The sequence below is a fragment of the Achromobacter sp. EB05 genome (assembly GCF_044232075.1).
In the GTDB taxonomy this organism is placed as follows: domain Bacteria; phylum Pseudomonadota; class Gammaproteobacteria; order Burkholderiales; family Burkholderiaceae_B; genus Achromobacter; species Achromobacter dolens.
On sequence record NZ_CP155917.1, the window covers coordinates 1,509,972 to 1,529,515 of the forward strand.

Genomic DNA, 19,544 nt, shown 5'->3' on the forward strand with positions numbered 1-19,544 from the left:
AAGCATGACCTAGAGGGCCGTGAACTGCAATATCCGCGTTGCGTAACGGGGACGTATAAGGGTTATCACGGGTGTTTGCCCTGCCGGCGCAGCGCCGACGGCAGCGCCGGCAGGGACAGCGAACGGGGTTTGCGCGGCGTCGGGTCGGCCTGGCGCTCGGCCTGGATCGCGGCCCAGTCCAGCAACTGCAACTGGCCGTCATGGGTCTCGGCCAGGGCCGACAGGCTTTCCACCCAGTCGCCGTCGTTGCAGTACAGGATGCCGCCCACGTCGCGCAGCTCGGCCTTGTGGATGTGGCCGCACACCACCCCGTCCAGGCCGCGGCGGCGGGCCTCGCCGGCCAGCGCTTCCTCGAAGTCGGTGATGAACGACACCGCGTTCTTGACCTTGTGCTTGAGGTACTGCGACAGTGACCAGTAATGCAGTCCCAGGCGGTGGCGCAGGCGGTTGAAATGATGGTTGATCCACAGCGCCAGTTGGTAGAGGCCGTCGCCCAGGTGCGCCAGCCAGCGGCTGTGCTGGATCACGCCGTCGAACTGGTCGCCGTGCAGCACCAGCAGGCGCAGGCCCTTGGCCGTCACGTGCACGTCTTCGTCCAGGATCTCGATGTCGCCAAAGGCGTAGCCGGCGAATTCGCGCGCGAATTCGTCATGGTTGCCGGGGATGAACACCACCCGGGTGCCGTTGCGGGCCTTGCGCAGGATGCGCTGGATCACGTCGTTATGGGCCCTGGGCCAGTGCCAGTGCTTGCGCAGTTGCCAACCGTCGACGATGTCGCCGACCAGGTACAGGGTGTCGGAATCGTTATGCTCGAGGAAATCCAGCAGGAATTCCGCCTTGCACCCGGCGGTGCCCAGGTGAATGTCGGAAATCCAGAGAGCGCGCCAGTGCGTGGGGCGGATTTCGTTCACGGTGCTGTCCATGGGGGCTGTCGTCATGCCTGGGAATGAAATCACCCCGCGATGACCGTGACATGAAAAAAAAGTGACGCTGTTGTGACTGCCGCCTCCGTTTCGGCGGCGGCGGCCGTCAAACAGGCGGGATCAGCCGCGCAGATGGCCCAGCATGTCGTGCACGTCGTGGGCCATGATGGCCAACACGCAGACCAGGCCCAGGTAGGCGCAGGTATAGGTCAGCTTGCTTTCCAGCGTGGTGCCGTAATAGGCCTGGTTCTCGGGTAGCGTCGGGTCGTACTTGAAGGCCCGCAGCACGTTCGGAAAGGCCAGCACCGCCACCAGGATCAGGATCGGGCTGGGACGCCAGAAGAACAGGGCCACCAGCACCGGCACGCCCACCAGCCAGATGCGCGGCGACAGCACCGCGGTGATGCGGCCGCCGTCGAAAGGCGACAGCGGGATCAGGTTGAACAGGTTGATGAAAAAGCCCGCGTACGACAGCGCCAGCAGCAGGTCGCTGCCGGTGCTGCGCGCCGCGAAATAGCAGGCCAGCGACGCTACCGTGCCGGCCAGCGGCCCGCCCAGGCCCACATAGGCCTCGGTGTCGGCATCGTGCGGCATGTCCTTGAGCTGGATCCAGGCGCCGACGAACGGGATGAAGACGGGCGCGCCCACGTCCAGCCCGCGCTGGCGCGCCGCGATGTAGTGGCCCAGTTCATGCACCAGCAGCAACAGCACGAAGCCGGCCGCGTAACGCCAGCCGAAGACGAAGGCGTAGACGGCCACCGACAGCAGCATGGTGCCGCCGGTGGCGAACAGCTTGCCGAATTTCAGGTATTTGATACCGGAAAACAGCAGCAGGAGCAGCTTCATTGCTCAGGGTTGCTGCTGTTCGGCCTTCTTGCCGCGGAAACGCTTCCACAGCCCGCCGCCCAGCGCCGCGGCGGCCAGGATGCCGACCTTGGCAAACTTGGCCAGGAACGCCGCGATCACGGCGAACAGGCCCAGCTTCTTGGCGGCGACGCCCGCGACCAGCGCGGCCAGCCCGTATTCGGCGACCTTGTCGGTGGACGAGTTGAAGTCGGCGTAGCGCTTGCCCTCGACGTACTTCAGGTTGTCCAGCAGCGTCAGCACCGCGGTCTTGTCCTTCGGCACCAGGTTCTTCTGCGTGATCAGGTCCAGCGTGATGTAGCCGTCGCGGCCCAGCGCGTAGGTGTTGTAGTTGACGGTGGGGTTGTCGTTGGCCGTCTCGCCCTTGTGCTTGACGGCGACCGACCAGACCAGGCGCTGGGTGTTGCTGTCGTACTTCGGCGCCTCGACCCAGCCGTCCATCACCAGTTCGGGAAAGCCGCGCTTCTTGCGTTCGACGTTGGATTCCTCGGTGCCGTCGCGCAGGCTGTCCAACAGCTCGTTGACGTTCCAGTTTTTGGCGTCATCGTCCTTGATGTAGCCGGCCTTGTCGAAGTTGATGGTGATGACCCAGTCGTCATCGTCGCTCTTGGGCATGACCACGCCCAAGAGCGAGGGGTCCTTGCCATTGCCGTAGGCTGCCATCAGGCGGTCGGCCTGGAGGCGCGGCACGAAGAACATGGATTCCGGCAGGTGCACCACGGCCTGGTCGCCCAGCTTCACATCCGCCGGGCCTTCCTGGGCGGCCGCGTAGGCCGCTTTCATCGCGGCTTCGATCTCCTGTTGCGCGGCGGCATTCTGGGCCGAGGCGCCGAACGGCAGGAACAGGAGGGCGCTGGCGGCGGCCAGCGACAGGCGGGAAAGGAATGCGCGCATGATTAGTTATTGGAGCGTCTATGAAAGGGGCCCCATTGTCTTTGCGCGCGACTTTCAACTTTCTGAAAGCCTGCGCCTAATTCGCCGCATGATTTTGCCAGTTGTAAGCAGGTATGTTCAGCGTGTGGTCAGGCACCTGACTCAAGGCTCGCTCACCGGGTTTTCTTGCGCTGCGGCGCATTGCGCAGGCGCGTGCCAAGCAGGCGGTCATGCAGAAACTGGCCGTCGGGATCGAACCACGACCAGACGAAGATCGTGAACGGCGCGGCCACGATGAACATGTCCATCGACGGCCAGCCGGTGGCGCTGGCGGCGGCCCAGACCACGGCGGCGCCGGCCAGCACCAGGGGCCAGGCCAGCACATAGCGCAGGATCAGGCGGGCAGTGGAGGGCGGATTGCCGTCGCGATCGACCAGGCGGATATTCCAGGTCTTCATCGGCAGCGTCTGGCCGCGGCGGCGCCAGCACAGCACGAAGTAGGCGCCGATTGCCACGAACAGCCAGGCCTGGCGGACGGGCCGCAATTCCAGGGCGTTGCGGCTCTGGGTCAGGGTGTCCATCAGATAACCCGCCAGGAAGACCACGCCGAACAGCAGCACGGCTTCGTACATCATGCAGGCGAACCGGCGCAGCCGGTTGGGGGTCTGGTCGAGGGAGGCGTCGGTCATGGGCCGGTATTATCCGACAAAGCCACCGCCTGGTGGGTTGACGATTTCCCGGTGCCGGCCATAAAAAAAACCCGCCGGTAAGGGCGGGTCTATAAAAGGGGCTATGCAGCCCCCAAGGGGAAATCGTTCAGGCCCGAAGGCCTGGGTCCTGCTCAGGCGGCGGAGTGCGCGTTCTTGGCGCTCGTCTTGCCAGCCAGGGCACGGACGCCGTGGGCCAGCTTACGCAGGCCCGCGGCCAACGCACGCATCGGGTGCGGGCGGAACTGTTCTTCAATGGCCTGGAGCATCAGTTGACGCTCGAGTTCGTCGGTCAGGCGGATGGTGTTGTTCGGGTTGATCACAATAGCCTCCACGGGCTTGCACTGTTGTTTAGCTACTAGGGATAACCCGAATTATAGGGTTAACCCTGAAACTGTGCAAGCACCTGGTGCGCATTGGCAACACCCTGGTGCTGATGATGCCCCAAATCGGCGCTGCGGGGCACCATAAGCAAAGATACGGGCGCGATGTTGCGGCGCTTTTACAACGCGCGGGCCGTGGAAATAGGATGACGCCCCGGGGACGAACCGCCCCGGGGGTGGCGGGGATGACGTCAGGCGTCGCGGTAGCCGGCCGCGACCAGTTCGAAGCCGAACAGGCGGCAGTCCAGCGCGCCGTTGTGCAGCGGCACGCGGCGCCTGGGCTTGAGGCGCATCTGGTTGGGCAGGGTCAGGTCGCTGGTGATGATGTGCAGTTGCCAGCCGGCGAAATTGCGCTTCAGGCACGCGGCCCAGTCGCGCCACAGGTCGGCATCCTGTTCGGTGGCCATGCGCTCGCCGTAGGGCGGGTTGGTGACGATCCAGCCATGATCCGCCGGCGCCTGTATTTCACGGGCGTCGCCCACTTCGAAGCGGATGGTGTCGGCGGTGAGCCAGGCGCGCTCGGCGTTGTTGCGGGCGAATTCGACCGCCTGTGGATCGAGGTCGTAGCCCACCAGCGGCGCGTCCAACTGCGGCAGGATGCGCGAACGCGCGTCGTCCTTCAGGTCGCGCCAGCGGTAGGCGTCGTGGCCGCGCAGGCGCTCGAAGCCGAACGGGCGCGAGATGCCGGGGGGCACGCCCAGGGCGATCCAGGCGGCTTCGATCAGGATGGTGCCCGAGCCGCAGAAAGGATCCAGCAACGGCGCGGCCGGGTCCCAGCCCGCCAGCGCCAGCATGCCGGCGGCAAGGTTCTCGCGCAGCGGCGCATCGCCCTTGTCCAGGCGCCAGCCGCGCTTGAACAGCGATTCGCCCGAGGTGTCCAGGTACAGGGTGGCGGTGTGGCCGGTCAGGAACAGGTGTACGCGCGCGTCGGGGCGGACGGTGTCGATGCTGGGGCGTTCGCCTTCCAGCTCGCGCAGGCGGTCGCAGATGCCATCCTTGGCGCGCAGGTTGCAGTACTGCAGGCTCTGCACCGGACTCTTGATCGCCGAGGTGTCCACGCGCAGAGTCTGTTCGGCGCCGAACCAGCGCTCCCAGGGCGTGTCGCGGGCCAGATCCAGGATGTCGTCTTCGTGCGAGATCTCGGCGTGCGCGACCTGCACCAGGATGCGGGTCGCCAGGCGCGAATACAGGTTGGCGCGCTGCACGCCCGCCCAATCGGCCGTGAAGGAACAGCCGGCGCGGCCGGCTTCGGCATCTTCGTAACCCAGGGCCTGCATCTCGGCCGTCAGTGCTTCCTCCAGGCCTTGGGGGCAGGGGGCGAACACCTTGAAGCGCTCGGCCTGGCGCGGTTCGCGCGGACGGCGTTCGCGCACCTCGACGGTCGGGGCGCGACGATGTGGCGCGTCGGCGCCGTGCGCCGGGCCGGCGTCGACCGGCGCCTCGTCGTCGTAATCGGGTTCGGGCGCGAATTCGGGCGCGGGGCCGTCGTCCTCGAATGGATCGTAGAAGCGGCCAGCGGGCGTGGCGGGGGCGACGTACTTGTCGTCCAGGCGCGGGGCGCGCTGCGGCGTACGGCCCGGTCGCGGCGCCGGCGCGGCATCGCGGCGCGGGCGGTCTCCGCGCGGGCCATCGCCACGGCGCGGGCCGTCGCCGCGTTCACGATCGTCCGGCCGGCGCGCGGCGCGGGCGGCGGCCTGGCGCTGCTGGTAGCCCTCGGGGTCCTTCTGACGCTCGATGTTGTCCTTGGCGCGCTCGTTCTGGGCGACCAGGCGGGCGCGGGCGCCGGTGCGCACCCGCTTGGGGGCGGCTTCGGCGTGCGCGTCGCGCGCGGTTTTCTTGATCGTCAGCGTCTTGCGCGGGCGGTCCTGGTCATCAGCGGACATACGAATCCTGGCGAATGTGCAAAGGGTAGGGGGAATCAGAAGGGTTTGACGACGACCAGCGCCACCACCACCAAGAGCAGCAAGACGGGAACTTCGTTGAACCAGCGATAGAACTTGTGCGAACGGGTGTTCTTGCCCTGTTCGAATTTACGCAGCATGACGCCACAGGCGTGATGGTAGCCGATGACGAGCAGGACGAAAAAGAGCTTGGCGTGCATCCAGCCGTTGCCGGGGCCGACGCCGATGCCGTAACCCAGGTACAGCCACATGCCGAGCGCGACGGCGACGACCGCCAGGATGGTGGTGAAGCGGTAGAGGCGGCGCGCCATGCCGAGCAGGGTGACCTGCACGGCCGAATCCGATTGCTGGGCCAGGTTCACGAAGATGCGGGGCAGGTAGAACAGGCCGGCGAACCAGGAGGCGATGAAGACGATGTGGAAGGTTTTTACCCAGAGCATGGACATGGTGGGGGCGGTCTTTGTTTTCTTGGGGAAGGGGGATTGTAATTGCTGGGGGCTGGGGGGGCTTCGTAGGTCGCCCGTCGCGGCGGCGGTTTGGGGGGCGGGCGCCCACGATTGCGGTCCGGAGCGTTCGCTCCGGACTGCCCCTGCCTCAACCTCGTGGCCGCCGTTCGGCGGCTGCCTTCGGTTTCCGTCGGGCGCATCGAGGTTGCCCGCCCCCCAAACCGCCGCCGCGACGGGCTACGGGTTTCGAGAAATGATGCGCCACCAGACCGGTGGGGGGCTGGAGAGGTTTGCGGGGCCCGTCAAGGCCGGCCGCGCGGGCGGCCGGTCTTGACTTACGCGGTGGATTGTGTCGGGAGGGTGTTCGCTGCGCGGTGGTGGACAGGTGCTTGCTTGGCGCGCAGCCGCGAGGAAGGGAGAAGAGCGGCCCCGGACGGTTTTGCCGTGATGGGGCCGTGGGGCGTGCAGCTTGTCGCTTCAGATCTGCGCTTGTCGCTTCGGATCAGATCCGCGCGTGTCGCCTCAGATCACATACAGATCGACGTACTCGTGGACCGGCATCGCTTCCAGCTTTTTCTGGTCCAGCGAGGCTTCCAGGATGCGGGCCTGTTGGCGGGCGGGGAAGATGCGGGCCAGGTTGGTGCGGAATTTCGCTTCCAGCAGGGGGATGCCGTCGGCGCGGCGGCGCTTGTGGCCGATGGGGTATTCGCAGACGACCTCGTCGAGCTGGGTGCCGTCGGTGAACCGGACGGTGAGGGCGTTGGCGATGGAGCGCTTGTCGGGGTCGTGGTAGTCGCGGGTGTAGGCCGGGTCCTCGACGCAGGTGATCTTGTCGCGCAGGGCGTCGATGCGCGGGTCGGCGGCGACGTCGTCCTCGTAGTCGGCGGCGGTGAGGCGGCCGAACAGGAGCGGCACGGCGACCATGTACTGGATGCAGTGGTCGCGGTCGGCGGGGTTGTTCAGCGGGCCCTTCTTGTCGATGATGCGGATGCACGCCTCGTGGGTGCGGATGGTGATGCTGGCGATGTCGTCGGTGCACTTGCCCAGGGACTTGAGGCGGTCGTGGATCTGCATGGCGCATTCGACCGCGGTCTGCGAGTGGAACTCGGCCGGGAACGAAATCTTGAACAGCACGTTTTCCATGACGTAGCTGCCGTAGGGACGCTGGAACCTGAACGGCTGGCCCTTGAACAGCACGTCGTAGAAGCCCCAGGTCTTGGCGGACAGCACCGAGGGGTAGCCCATCTCGCCGGTGCGGGCGATCAGCGCCAGGCGCACGGCGCGGCTGGTGGCGTCGCCGGCGGCCCAGCTCTTGCGGCTGCCGGTGTTGGGGGCGTGGCGGTAGGTGCGCAGGCTCTGGCCGTCGACCCAGGCCAGCGAGACGGCGTTGATGACTTCGTCGCGGGTGAGGCCCAGCATCTGCGCCACGACGGCGGTGGACGCCACCTTGACCAGCACCACGTGGTCCAGGCCGACCTTGTTGAAGGAGTTTTCCAGCGCGATGCAGCCCTGGATCTCGTGCGCCTTGATCATGCCGGTCAGCACGGCGCGCATCGTCAGCGGTGGCTTGCCGGCGGCGACGGCGGTGCGCGACAGCCAGTCGGCGGTGGCCAGGATGCCGCCGAGGTTGTCGGAAGGGTGGCCCCATTCGGCGGCCAGCCAGGTGTCGTTGAAATCGAGCCAGCGGATCATCGCGCCGATGTTGAACGCGGCCTGCACGGGATCGAGTTGGAATTGGGTGCCGGGCACCTTGGCGCCGTGCGGGACGATGGTGCCGGGAACGACGGGGCCCAGCAGCTTGCGGCACGCCGGGTATTCCAGCGCTTCCAGGCCGCAGCCCAGGGTGTCGATCAGGCAGTTGCGAGCGGTCTCGTAGGCCAGGCCGCTCTGGATTTCATAGTTGAGGACGTAGTCCGCGATATCGACCAGGACCTGGTCGGGCTCGGGACGGACGTTGGAGATCGGGGCAGACATTGGGTACCTCTCCTGAGTGGATACAGGCGGCACTGGGCCCGCGCGGCGCGGGGGAAGGCGTCGGCAGGCCCATGTCGTCGTCCTACTTGCGCTTGTCGAGCGGCACGAACTTCTGGTCTTCCGGTCCGACGTAGTTGGCGGTCGGGCGGATGATCTTGTTGTCCACGCGCTGCTCGATGATGTGGGCCGACCAGCCCGCGGTGCGCGCGATCACGAACAGCGGGGTGAACATGGCGGTCGGCACGCCCATCATGTGGTAGCTGACGGCCGAGAACCAGTCCAGGTTGGGGAACATCTTCTTGATGTCCCACATGACCGTCTCGAGGCGTTCGGCGATGTCGAACATCTTGGTGCTGCCGGCCTTCTTGGACAGCTTCTTGGCCACTTCCTTGATGACCTTGTTGCGCGGGTCGGACACGGTGTAGACCGGGTGGCCGAAGCCGATGATGACTTCCTTGGCCTCGACGCGGCGGCGGATGTCGGCCTCGGCTTCGTCCGGCGTCTCGTAGCGCTTCTGCACGTCGAAGGCGACTTCGTTGGCGCCGCCGTGCTTGGGGCCGCGCAGCGCGCCGATGGCGCCGGTGATCGCCGAGTACATGTCCGAGCCGGTGCCGGCGATGACGCGGGCGGTGAAGGTGGAGGCGTTGAACTCGTGCTCGGCGTACAGGTTCAGCGAGATGTGCATCGCCTTGACCCACTCGTCGCTCGGCTTCTCGCCGTGCAGCAGGTGCAGAAAGTGGCCGCCGATGCTGTCATCGTCGGTCTGCACGTCGATCACGCGGCCGTTGTGGCTGTAGTGGTACCAGTACAGCAGGGCCGAGCCCAGGTTGGCCATCAGGCGGTCGGCGATGTCGCGCGCGCCGGGCAGGTTGTGGTCGTCCTTCTCGGGCAGCACGCAGCCCAGCACCGAGACGGCCGTGCGCATCACGTCCATCGGGTGGCTCGCGGCCGGCAGGGCCTCGAGCGCATCCTGCAGTTGCACGGGCAGGCCGCGCAGCGAACGCAGCTTCTGCTTGTAGGCCGCCAGTTCGGCCTTGTTGGGCAGCTTGCCATGCACCAGCAGGTGGGCGATTTCCTCGAACTCGCTGGTGTGGGCGATGTCCAGGATGTCGTAGCCGCGGTAGTGCAGGTCGTTGCCGCTGCGGCCGACCGTGCACAGCGCGGTGTTGCCGGCGACCACGCCGGACAGCGCGACCGATTTCTTGGGCTTGAAGCCGGCCTTTTCTTCCGGCTTGGCGGCCGGGGCGGCGTCCGCGGTGGTATCCGTTTTGGCAGCCTGCTTCTTGGGAGCCGTGCTCATGTCTCTACTCCTTTCCTTTCGCGGTGGTCGATGCAATGGGGAGGCGGGGCGCCGCGGGGTCGCCGTGGCGCCGGATGCGGTGGCGCGCGTCAGGCCTTGCCTTTCTGGAACAGGGCGTCCAGGCGCGATTCGAATTCGTGGTAGCCGATGCGGTCGTACAGTTCCTCGCGCGTCTGCATCAGGTCGACCACGTTCTTCTGGTGGCCGTCGCGGCGGATGGCGGTGTAGACGGCCTCGGCGGCCTTGTTCATGGCGCGGAAGGCCGACAGCGGGTAGAGCACCATGCCCACGCCCACGCTCTTGAGTTCTTCCACCGAGAACAGCGGCGTCTTGCCGAATTCGGTGATGTTGGCCAGCACCGGCACCTTGACCGCCTTGACGAAGCGGTCGTAGGTCGGCAGGTCGTAGGCGGCTTCGGCGAAGATGGCGTCGGCGCCGGCTTCGACGCAGGCCAGGGCGCGCTCGATGGCGGCGTCCACGCCGTGCGAGGCAATGGCGTCGGTGCGCGCGATCAGGTAGAAGTCGCTGTCGGTGCGGGCGTCGGCCGCGGCCTTGACGCGGTCGGCCATCTCTTCGGTGCTGACGATTTCCTTGCCCGGGCGATGGCCGCAGCGCTTGGCGCCGACCTGGTCTTCGATGTGGCAGGCGGCGGCGCCGAACTTGATCAGGCTCTTGACGGTGCGGGCGATGTTGAACGCCGACGGGCCGAAGCCGGTGTCGATGTCGACCAGCAGCGGCACGTCGCAGACGTCGGTGATGCGGCGCACGTCCGTCAGCACGTCGTCCATGGTGTTGATGCCCAGGTCGGGCAGGCCCAGCGAGCCCGCCGCCACGCCGCCGCCCGACAGATAAATGGCGCGGTAGCCGGCGCGCTTGGCCAGCAGGGCGTGGTTGGCATTGATGGCGCCGATGATCTGCAGCGGGCTTTCTTCGGCGAGCGCGCGGCGGAACAGGGCGCCGGCGGATTCGGGTCTGGACATGGGGAGTCTCCGTTATAGGGGCCGGGTGTCGTCACGTTGCCCCGGCTGGGATGGCTGGGTCTGCGCGCCCGCGGCGTGTGGCCGTGCCGGACATCGGGTTCCGGCGCCTGGCCACGACCTTACCGCGGTCGCGGAACGAAAATCTGTCCCCTTCGCGACAATTCATTGCGCGGGCGCAAAGAGACAGGTTTGCGTTCCGCGGGCGGCGCATCCGTTGACGCGCCGTCCGCTTGCGAATTGGGCCCGCGTCAACGGGCCCAATTCTGCTTGCTGGCTGCTTACTTCAGCAGGTCCTTGACGCCGTCGCGCTCTTCGAGGAGCTCTTTCAGCGTGAAGTCCAGGCGCTCACGCGAGAAGGCGTCGATTTCCAGGCCTTCGACGCGCTTGTATTCGCCGTTTTCGGTGGTCACCGGCACGCCGTAGATGATGCCTTCGGGGATGCCGTAGGAGCCATCCGACGGGATGCCCATCGTGACCCACTTGCCGTTGCTGCCCAGGACCCAGTCACGGACGTGGTCGATGGCGGCGTTGGCGGCCGAGGCGGCCGACGACAGGCCACGGGCCTCGATGATGGCGGCGCCACGCTTGCCCACGGTGGGGATGAAGGTGTCGCGGTTCCAGGCGTCGTCGTTGATCAGCTTGGCCAGCGATTCGCCGCCGACGGTGGCGAAGCGGTAGTCGGGGTACATGGTGGGCGAGTGGTTGCCCCACACGACCAGCTTCTCGATGTCGGCCACGGCCTTGCCCGACTTGGCGGCCAGTTGCGACAGGGCGCGGTTGTGGTCCAGGCGCAGCATGGCGGTGAAGTTCTTGGCGGGCAGGTCCGGCGCCGACTTCATGGCGATGTAGGCGTTGGTGTTGGCCGGGTTGCCGACCACCAGGACCTTGACGTTGCGGCTGGCGACGTCGTTCAGGGCCTTGCCCTGGGCCGTGAAGATCTGGGCGTTGACCGACAGCAGGTCCTTGCGTTCCATGCCGGGGCCGCGCGGGCGGGCGCCGACCAGCAGGGCCACGTCCGCGTCCTTGAATGCCGTGCGCGGGTCGCTGTGGGCGGTGACTTCCTGCAGCAGCGGGAAGGCGCAGTCATCCAGTTCCATGATGACGCCCTTCAGGGCCTTTTGCGCTTTCTCGTCGGGGATTTCGAGCAGTTGCAGAATGACGGGCTGATCTTTGCCCAGCATTTCGCCCGAGGCGATGCGGAACAGCAGTGCGTAACCGATTTGGCCGGCGGCGCCGGTGACGGCGACACGCAAGGCAGGCTTAGACATGGACGTTCTCCGTAATGGTGTGGCGAGAAAATAATCTCACCAATCAGTGTAATCCGTTGAACGGCGAAGACGGCCCGCGCGCGAGGGGGCGGATGTGTCGCCGGACAGCCAGGAATCCTAGAACTAATTTACGGGTGCGTCAATTGATCTTATATCTTATATAAGACATAAGACGTTGGACAGCGTCACCCCCGATATGCCACAATAGAGCGTTTGTTCGAATGCGCCGCAGCACCGCCGGCTGCGCGCCTGTATCAGGCCAGAATACCGGCACCGCAGCAGCGCACGCGAATGGAAACCGCATCGTTTGCGCTGCCTTCCATTCTCCGGATGAACATGACACTTCCAAGACGATCCATGGCAGACCCCCGGCCCGAAACTCCCCTACGCACTCGCGCCGCCCGTCCGACGGGCGAGGGGGCCGCTTTCAGTCCGCTGTACCGCCAGATCAAGGACCTGCTCGTGCAGAGCCTGGACCGCGGCGAATGGAAGCCCGGCGAACTCATCCCCAGCGAAATCGATCTGGCCGCCCGTTTCCAGGTGAGCCAGGGCACGGTGCGCAAGGCGGTCGACGAGCTTGCGGCCGAGCATCTGCTGCTGCGCCGCCAGGGCAAGGGCACCTTCGTCGCCACCCATCATGAAGCCCGCGTGCGCTATCGTTTCCTGCGCCTGGCCCCCGACGAAGAGGGCGAGGCCGTGCGGGCGGAAAGCCGCATCCTCGAATGCCGCCGCTTGCGCGCGCCGGCCGAGATCGCCCGCGCGCTCGACCTGCGGGCCGGCGAAACCGTGATCTCGATCCGCCGGCTGCTGTGCATGGGGCAGGTGCCCACCGTGCTTGACGACATCTGGCTGCCCGGATCCATCTTCCGCGGCCTCACCCAGGAGCTGCTGACCGCCAACAAGGCGCCGCTCTATGGCCTGTTCGAATCCGAGTTCGGCGTCAGCATGGTGCGCGCGGACGAAAAGCTGCGTGCCGTGGCGGCGCCGGCCGAAGTCTGTACGTTGCTTAATGTTGCCGCCGGCGCGCCGTTGTTGCAGGTGGATCGCGTGTCGTACACGTATGGTGACCGCCCCATGGAAATCCGACGGGGCTTGTACTTGACCGATCGATACCACTACCGCAATAGTCTGAATTGATGAGCTTTTTACCTACGATTTGATACCGACCCATTCTCTGGGCGAAAATACTGTGTTTGCCCGCAAGGGCCACGGCATTAGCGCCGTCACGATTCCCTAGTTCCGAAACACCGAGGCCGTCATGTCCGACACCGCTGCCAAGCCACGTCCGCAGTTTCGCAATATTGGGCTTGCCCAAGTTGCGTTCTCCTATCGCCTGCCCCTGGCCGGCAAGCTGTCCATCCTGCACCGCATCAGCGGCATATTGCTGTTCCTCTGTTTGCCCTTGGTCATCGTTCCGCTGTTCGCAGCGAGCGTGGCCGCGCCGCAGTCGTTCGCATGGATCGCTTCCTTCGCGGCCAACCCGATCGTCAAGCTTGTCTTTCTGGTCCTGATCTGGGGCTACCTGCACCATTTCTGTGCCGGCATCCGCTACCTGCTGCTGGATCTGCACCTGGGCATCGACAAGCTGTCGGCCAAGAAAAGCGCCGGCGTGGTCTTCGGTGTCAGCCTGGCGCTGACGCTGGTGTTCGGTCTCAAACTGTTCGGAGTGCTGTAAATGGCCGCCGCTAAAAACTACGGACCCAAGCGCCTGGTCGTCGGCGCCCATTATGGCGTCATGGACTTCATCATTCAGCGTGTCACCGCCGTCGTCATGGCCGTGTACACGCTGGTGCTGCTCATCGGCATCCTGACGATGCCCGCCTTCACGTACGAACACTGGGTCAAGCTGTTCAATTTCTACGTGGGCTTCATTCCGGTTGGCCAGATCCTGGCCTCCCTTGCCTTCTTTGCGTTGGCCTGGCATGCCTGGATCGGCGTGCGCGACATCTGGATGGACTACGTCAAGCCGGTGGGCCTGCGCCTGCTGTTGCAAGTGCTGACGATCCTCTGGTTGATCGGTACGGTCGTTTACTTCGCGCAAATCCTCTGGAGCATCTAAGCCGTGGTCTCTGTCATGAAATCCTTGCCGCGCCGCCAGTTTGATGTGGTGGTCGTTGGCGCCGGCGGAGCCGGCATGCGTTGTTCGCTGCAACTGTCCCAAGCGGGCCTGTCCGTTGCGGTGCTGTCCAAAGTGTTCCCCACGCGCTCGCACACCGTTGCCGCGCAGGGCGGCGTGAGCGCCTCGCTGGGCAACATGAGCGAAGACAACTGGTACTGGCACATGTACGACACCGTCAAGGGGTCTGACTGGCTGGGCGACCAGGACGCCATCGAGTTCATGTGCCGCGAAGCCCCCAACGCCGTGTACGAGCTCGAGCACTTCGGCATGCCGTTCGACCGCAACCCCGACGGCACCATCTACCAGCGTCCGTTCGGCGGCCACACCGCCAACTTCGGTGAAAAGCCGGTCCAGCGCGCCTGTGCCGCTGCCGACCGTACCGGCCACGCGCTGCTGCACACCCTGTACCAGCGCAACGTCGCCGCCCGCACCCAGTTCTTCGTCGAATGGATGGCGCTGGACCTGCTGCGCAACGAAGCTGGCGACGTCGTGGGTGTGACCGCCCTCGAAATGGAAACCGGCGAGATCTACATCCTGGAAGCCAAGACCACGGTGCTGGCCACCGGCGGCGCCGGCCGCATCTGGGCCGCTTCCACCAACGCCTTCATCAACACCGGTGACGGCCTGGGCATGGCCGCCCGCGCGGGCATCCCGCTGCAGGACATGGAATTCTGGCAATTCCACCCGACCGGCGTGGCCGGCGCCGGCGTGCTGATCACCGAAGGCGTGCGCGGCGAAGGCGGCATCCTGCTGAACAAGGATGGCGAGCGCTTCATGGAGCGCTATGCGCCCACGCTGAAGGACCTGGCCCCGCGTGACTTCGTGTCGCGCTCGATGGACCAGGAAATCAAGGAAGGCCGCGGCTGCGGTCCGGACGGCAGCTACGTGGTGCTCAAGCTCGACCACCTCGGCGCCGACGTCATCAACAAGCGCCTGCCCTCGATCCGCGAAATCGCCATCAAGTTCGGCAACGTCGACCCGATCAAGGAACCGATCCCCGTCGTCCCGACCATCCACTACCAGATGGGCGGCATCCCGGCCAACTATCACGGCCAGGTGCTGACGCGCGAAAACGGCGAGAACAAGATCGTCAACGGCCTGTACGCCATCGGCGAATGCGCCGCGGTGTCGGTGCACGGCGCCAACCGCCTGGGCACCAACTCGCTGCTGGACCTGATCGTGTTCGGCCGCGCCACCGGCAACCACATCGTCAATTCGCATCCGGAACGCCAGCACGCGCACCAGCCCGTGCCGCAGCAGGCCGTCGAATTCTCGATGGATCGCATCAACAAGCTGGAGTCGCGCACCTCGGGCGAGAAGACCCAGGACATCGGCAACGCCATCCGCTTCTCGATGCAGCGCCACTGCGGCGTGTTCCGCACGCTGGAGTTGCTGAACGAAGGCGTGACCCAGATCGAAGACCTGGCAAAGCAAGCCGACAACATCTACTTCAAGGACAAGTCCAAGGTGTTCAACACCGCGCGCGTCGAGGCGCTGGAACTGGCCAACATGACCGAAGTGGCCCGCGCCACCATCAAGTCGGCCGCCAACCGCACCGAAAGCCGGGGCGCCCACGCGCTGGACGACCACCCGACCCGCGACGACGAGAACTGGCTCAAGCACACGCTGTGGTACTCCGAAGGCAGCCGCCTGGATTACAAGCCTGTGCAGATGAAGCCGCTGACGGTCGAGTCCTTCCCGCCCAAGGCGCGTACCTTCTAAGTCCGGATAGAGCCTACTATGAGCACCAAGAGAATCGTCAAGTTCGAAATCTACCGCTACGATCCGGACAAGGACGAGCGCCCGTACATGCAGAAGCTGGAGGTCGAACTCCAGCCGACCGACAAGATGCTGCTCGATGCGCTGGTGCGCATCAAGAACGACGTCGACGACAGCCTGGCCCTGCGCCGCTCGTGCCGTGAAGGCGTGTGCGGTTCGGACGCCATGAACATCAACGGCAAGAACGGCCTGGCCTGCACGACCAACCTGCGCGAGCTGAAGGAACCGATCGTGCTGCGCCCGCTGCCGGGCCTGCCGGTGATCCGCGACCTGATCGTGGACATGACGCACTTCTTCAACCAGTACCACTCGATCCGCCCGTACCTCATCAACGACACGCCGCCGCCCGAGAAAGAGCGCCTGCAGTCGCCCGAGGCGCGCGAAGAGCTGGACGGCCTGTACGAGTGCATCCTGTGCGCGTGCTGTTCCACTTCCTGCCCGTCCTTCTGGTGGAATCCGGACAAGTTCGTCGGCCCGGCCGGCCTGCTGCAAGCCTACCGCTTCATCGCCGACAGCCGCGACGAAGCCACCGGCAGCCGTCTGGACAACCTGGAAGATCCGTACCGCCTGTTCCGTTGCCACACCATCATGAACTGCGTCGACGTCTGTCCCAAGGGGCTGAACCCGACCAAGGCCATTGGCAAGATCAAGGAACTGATGGTCCGTCGCGCGGTCTAGTAGTTTGGTGTATTTAAGGTGTAATGATGAGCAGGCTTACTGAACTGGAACGGGCGCGTCTGCGTTGGCGGGCGCGCCGGGGCCTGCTCGAAAACGACTTGATCATCACCCGGTATCTCGACGCCTACGAGGCCGAGCTTACCGACGATGACGTGACGGCATTGACGCAGCTCTTCGAGTTGGGAGACAACGATCTTCTCGACCTGCTGCTGGCCCGCAAGGAGCTCGAGGGCGCGCTCGACACGCCCCGGCTCCGCGGCATCATCGGCCAGATGCGGTCGCTCTGATTAATTGAGAGGAAAAAACATGAACCTGTCTGACAAAAAAGCCACTCTGTCCTTCTCGGACGGCAGCGCACCCATTGAGTTCCCTGTCTACAAGGGCACGGTCGGTCCGGATGTGATCGACATTCGCAAGCTGTACGGCCAGACGGGCATGTTCACGTTCGACCCCGGCTTCATGTCGACCGCGGCCTGCGAATCGGGCATCACGTACATCGACGGCGACAAGGGCGAGCTGCTGTACCGCGGCTACCCCATCGAGCAACTGGCCGTCAATTGCGACTTCATGGACATCTGCTACCTGATCCTGAACGGCGAACTGCCGAACCAGGAACAGAAGGCCGACTTCGATTCGCAAGTGACCCATCACACGATGGTCAACGAACAGCTCCATTTCTTCCTGCGCGGCTTCCGTCGCGACGCCCACCCGATGGCCGTCCTGACGGGCCTGGTGGGCGCGCTGTCGGCGTTCTACCACGACTCGACCGACATCACGAACCCGCAGCATCGTCACATCTCGGCCATCCGCCTGATCGCCAAGATGCCGACGCTGGTCGCGATGGCGTACAAGTACTCGCAAGGCCAACCGTTCATCTATCCGCAGAACGACCTGTCCTACACGGGCAACTTCCTGCGCATGATGTTTGCCACGCCGTGCGAAGAGTACAAGGTCAACGAAGTCGTCGAGCGCGCGCTCGACCGCATCTTCATCCTGCACGCCGACCACGAGCAGAACGCCTCGACCTCCACGGTCCGCCTGTGCGGTTCGTCGGGCACCAACCCGTTCGCCGCCATCTCGGCCGGCGTGGCTTGCCTGTGGGGCCCGGCTCACGGCGGCGCCAACGAAGCTTGCCTGCAGATGCTCGAAGAACTGCAAGCCAACGGCGGCATCGCCAAGGTCGGCGAGTTCATGGAGAAGGTCAAGGACAAGAACTCGGGCGTGCGCCTGATGGGCTTTGGCCACCGCGTCTACAAGAACTACGACCCGCGCGCCAAGCTGATGCAGGAAACGTGCAAGGAAGTGCTCTCGGCCCTGGGCCTGGAAAACGACCCGCTGTTCAAGCTGGCCATGGAACTGGAACGCATCGCCCTGGAAGATCCGTACTTCGTGCAGCGCAAGCTGTACCCGAACGTGGACTTCTACTCGGGTATCGTCCAGCGCGCCATCGGCATCCCGACCTCGCTGTTCACGGCCATCTTCGCGCTGGCCCGCACGGTCGGCTGGATCGCCCAGTGGAACGAAATGCTGTCGGATCCCGATTACAAGATCGGCCGTCCGCGCCAGTTGTTCACCGGTTCGGTCACGCGCGACGTGCCCCCGATGGACAAGCGTTGATACGCCGCCACGCTTGACCAGGAAACCGCCTTCGGGCGGTTTTTTGTTGTCCGCTCGCTCCTCGGCCTGTTCCCCCGATGGCCGCCCCGCCGTCGCGGTGATGCGGTTTGGCGTTTATCATCCCTGCCATGATTCCAATAGCGCTGCCCTCAGCGGGCTTCTACATTTTCGTTTCCCTGGGTTTTCTTGCCGGCCTGGTGCTGCTTGGCTGGGCGCTGGTGCTGGTCGCCAGCGGCGGCGCGCGCCGCACGGTTCGCAAATACTGGAAGACCTCCGGACTGCTGTTCGTGGTGCTGCTTGTCCCCTTTGCCTTCTATGCCTGGGTCCAGACGGTCATCTGGCAGATCGAGCGCGAAGGCGCGCGCCGCGAGGCCGCCCGCAACGTCACCCTGGAAGCGCCGACGACGGTAGGCGGCACCGCCATGCCCGCGGGCACGCGCCTCAAGCTGCAGGACGAGGGCGAGCTGGAAACCTACGTCGAAGCCGAGTTTCCGCAGCCCGTGGCCATGTACGGCGTGCAGGCGTCGCGGGCGCAACGCTATCTGGACGCCGAGTACGACAGCGAAACCTACGCCCTGCGCGGCCGGCATCCGCGCAGCGTCCTGCTGCGAGGCGCTGGCAGCCAGACGGTGCTGGGCTGGCAATGCGACGCCACCCAGGACATTGAATTCGACGTGGCGAAGGATGGCGCGATGATGGCGCTGAACAAGTGCGTGCTGGGGCCGGGCAACCGAGTCGACACGCTGGATCTTGCGCCCGGCTCCATCGTGTATGGATCGAGCGGCACCGTCTACACGGATGGCTCGCGCGATCCGGATCAATGGCGTATCGAGGTCAAGGACCCGGTGGCGGTCAAGGTGTTCGGGCTGCCGTTGAGCGAGCCCCGGCTTTACCTGGATGGCGAGCGGCGCCTGTTGCGCGTCAGCGATGCCGAGCTGGCCTGCCCGACGACGTTCGGCGGCGTCCGTTATGCCGCCGGCACCCAGGTGCAGTCGATGCGGCGCGGCCGCGGCGATGCCCGCGAGCCGTTTCCGGGTGTGCTGGTGCTGAGTCCCTGGAACGGCGACGTCGCCCGGCGCGATGGCCAGCCCGATGTGCCCGAAGGCATGTCGGTGAGGCAGACGCTGTCCGGCGAAGTGATCGACGTGGTCCGGAACGACGCCGTCGGCGTGTTCCACTTCGCGACCATCACCGTCGGCGACGACACGCCACAGCCGACCCGCGCGCGCTGTCCCTGAGACGGGCGGGCCGCGTGGATCGCGGCGCGCCCTACACGCCGATGCCGCGCGCCATCAGCACCGCGAACAGCGGCAGCAAGATGAACAGGTGCGATTCGATCATCACCCACCGGCGCGCGCGCTTGATCTGAGCGGCGTCCGGCACGAAAGCGGGCAGCTGGCGCGCCTGCTTGGCCCAGCGCAGGAAGGCCAGCGTGGGCGGGATCGAACAGAGGCCGATGATGACGAACAGCGTGATCTTGGCGTGGAACCAAGGGTTGCCCATGTAGAACGCGGCCCCCTTGACCCCCAGTGTCAGGCGCAGCACGCCGGTGGCCAGCACCAGGATCGCGCTCAGCAGATACAGGCGGTCATAGACCACCAGGCGCTTGAGCGTGGCCGGTGTCAGGTCGGGGCGCAGCAGCACCGCTTCGGCGGTCAGCACCACCACCAGCACGAAGATGGCAAGGAAATGAAACCAGGCCAGGAAGGCGTCGAGCAGCATAGGGTCGGGC

20 protein-coding genes are annotated in these 19,544 nt (G+C 65.5%); 8 read left to right on the forward strand and 12 right to left on the reverse strand.

Translation table 11 applies throughout. The features are described from left to right. Nucleotides 1-65 precede the first annotated feature (65 nt). From AAID08_RS06900 to AAID08_RS06950, 11 genes are all read right to left on the reverse strand, one after another. Complete coding sequence (locus tag AAID08_RS06900; protein ID WP_144654979.1) at nt 66-938, reverse strand: UDP-2,3-diacylglucosamine diphosphatase; 873 nt, start codon at nt 936-938, stop codon at nt 66-68. A 105-nt stretch (nt 939-1,043) separates the two neighbouring features. Beyond that, nucleotides 1,044-1,769 carry a site-2 protease family protein gene (locus AAID08_RS06905; protein ID WP_054501507.1) on the reverse strand — a complete coding sequence of 242 codons (726 nt, stop codon included), beginning with the start codon at nt 1,767-1,769 and terminating at the stop codon, nt 1,044-1,046. A 3-nt stretch (nt 1,770-1,772) separates the two neighbouring features. Then, nucleotides 1,773-2,681: a DUF2167 domain-containing protein gene (locus AAID08_RS06910; protein ID WP_054501506.1), complete on the reverse strand. Its 909-nt coding sequence runs from the start codon at nt 2,679-2,681 to the stop codon at nt 1,773-1,775. 152 nt (nt 2,682-2,833) lie between these two features. Then, entirely contained in the window at nt 2,834-3,349 is a 516-nt protein-coding gene (locus AAID08_RS06915; RefSeq protein WP_054501505.1) for an RDD family protein, read from the reverse strand. 152 nt (nt 3,350-3,501) lie between these two features. After that, nucleotides 3,502-3,690, reverse strand: a complete 189-nt coding sequence (locus AAID08_RS06920; protein ID WP_006393542.1) for a hypothetical protein — start codon at nt 3,688-3,690, stop codon at nt 3,502-3,504. Between the two features lie 251 nt (nt 3,691-3,941). After that, entirely contained in the window at nt 3,942-5,633 is a 1,692-nt protein-coding gene (locus AAID08_RS06925; RefSeq protein WP_054501504.1) for a THUMP domain-containing protein, read from the reverse strand. 35 nt (nt 5,634-5,668) lie between these two features. After that, the gene (locus AAID08_RS06930) at nt 5,669-6,097 is read right to left on the reverse strand and encodes a CopD family protein (RefSeq protein WP_006384749.1); all 429 of its coding nucleotides are present in this window, start codon (nt 6,095-6,097) and stop codon (nt 5,669-5,671) included. Nucleotides 6,098-6,619: 522 nt separating this feature from the next. Further along, a complete protein-coding gene (locus tag AAID08_RS06935) occupies nt 6,620-8,071 on the reverse strand; it encodes a bifunctional 2-methylcitrate dehydratase/aconitate hydratase (RefSeq protein WP_064524450.1) in 1,452 nt (483 codons plus the stop codon). A gap of 82 nt (nt 8,072-8,153) precedes the next feature. Beyond that, the gene (prpC, locus tag AAID08_RS06940; protein ID WP_064524451.1) at nt 8,154-9,371 is read right to left on the reverse strand and encodes a 2-methylcitrate synthase; all 1,218 of its coding nucleotides are present in this window, start codon (nt 9,369-9,371) and stop codon (nt 8,154-8,156) included. Nucleotides 9,372-9,460: 89 nt separating this feature from the next. Then, the gene (prpB, locus tag AAID08_RS06945) at nt 9,461-10,351 is read right to left on the reverse strand and encodes a methylisocitrate lyase (protein ID WP_054501500.1); all 891 of its coding nucleotides are present in this window, start codon (nt 10,349-10,351) and stop codon (nt 9,461-9,463) included. Nucleotides 10,352-10,629: 278 nt separating this feature from the next. Continuing rightward, nucleotides 10,630-11,619, reverse strand: a complete 990-nt coding sequence (locus tag AAID08_RS06950; protein ID WP_049072248.1) for a malate dehydrogenase — start codon at nt 11,617-11,619, stop codon at nt 10,630-10,632. A 357-nt stretch (nt 11,620-11,976) separates the two neighbouring features. On the opposite strand from AAID08_RS06950, the gene AAID08_RS06955 reads away from it, so the two are divergent. From AAID08_RS06955 to AAID08_RS06990, 8 genes are all read left to right on the forward strand, one after another. Then, the gene (locus AAID08_RS06955; RefSeq protein WP_035360087.1) at nt 11,977-12,756 is read left to right on the forward strand and encodes a GntR family transcriptional regulator; all 780 of its coding nucleotides are present in this window, start codon (nt 11,977-11,979) and stop codon (nt 12,754-12,756) included. A 121-nt stretch (nt 12,757-12,877) separates the two neighbouring features. Continuing rightward, entirely contained in the window at nt 12,878-13,294 is a 417-nt protein-coding gene (sdhC, locus tag AAID08_RS06960; RefSeq protein ID WP_054501499.1) for a succinate dehydrogenase, cytochrome b556 subunit, read from the forward strand. Then, nucleotides 13,295-13,678 (forward strand): succinate dehydrogenase, hydrophobic membrane anchor protein, encoded by a 384-nt coding sequence (gene sdhD / locus AAID08_RS06965; RefSeq protein ID WP_054501498.1) that lies wholly within the window; start codon nt 13,295-13,297, stop codon nt 13,676-13,678. It begins immediately after the preceding gene. A 15-nt stretch (nt 13,679-13,693) separates the two neighbouring features. After that, nucleotides 13,694-15,460, forward strand: a complete 1,767-nt coding sequence (gene sdhA, locus AAID08_RS06970) for a succinate dehydrogenase flavoprotein subunit (protein WP_208025194.1) — start codon at nt 13,694-13,696, stop codon at nt 15,458-15,460. 18 nt (nt 15,461-15,478) lie between these two features. Continuing rightward, nucleotides 15,479-16,195, forward strand: coding sequence for a succinate dehydrogenase iron-sulfur subunit (locus tag AAID08_RS06975; protein WP_054501497.1), 717 nt, complete (start codon nt 15,479-15,481; stop codon nt 16,193-16,195). Nucleotides 16,196-16,221: 26 nt separating this feature from the next. Beyond that, the gene (locus AAID08_RS06980; protein ID WP_049077540.1) at nt 16,222-16,482 is read left to right on the forward strand and encodes a succinate dehydrogenase assembly factor 2; all 261 of its coding nucleotides are present in this window, start codon (nt 16,222-16,224) and stop codon (nt 16,480-16,482) included. 19 nt (nt 16,483-16,501) lie between these two features. Next, complete coding sequence (locus tag AAID08_RS06985; protein ID WP_047992235.1) at nt 16,502-17,812, forward strand: citrate synthase; 1,311 nt, start codon at nt 16,502-16,504, stop codon at nt 17,810-17,812. Nucleotides 17,813-17,940: 128 nt separating this feature from the next. Beyond that, nucleotides 17,941-19,050, forward strand: a complete 1,110-nt coding sequence (locus tag AAID08_RS06990) for a hypothetical protein (RefSeq protein ID WP_175142199.1) — start codon at nt 17,941-17,943, stop codon at nt 19,048-19,050. A 31-nt stretch (nt 19,051-19,081) separates the two neighbouring features. Here AAID08_RS06990 and AAID08_RS06995 read toward each other — a convergent pair whose 3' ends face one another. Then, nucleotides 19,082-19,534: a DUF2214 family protein gene (locus tag AAID08_RS06995; protein ID WP_144654983.1), complete on the reverse strand. Its 453-nt coding sequence runs from the start codon at nt 19,532-19,534 to the stop codon at nt 19,082-19,084. Nucleotides 19,535-19,544: the final 10 nt, after the last annotated feature.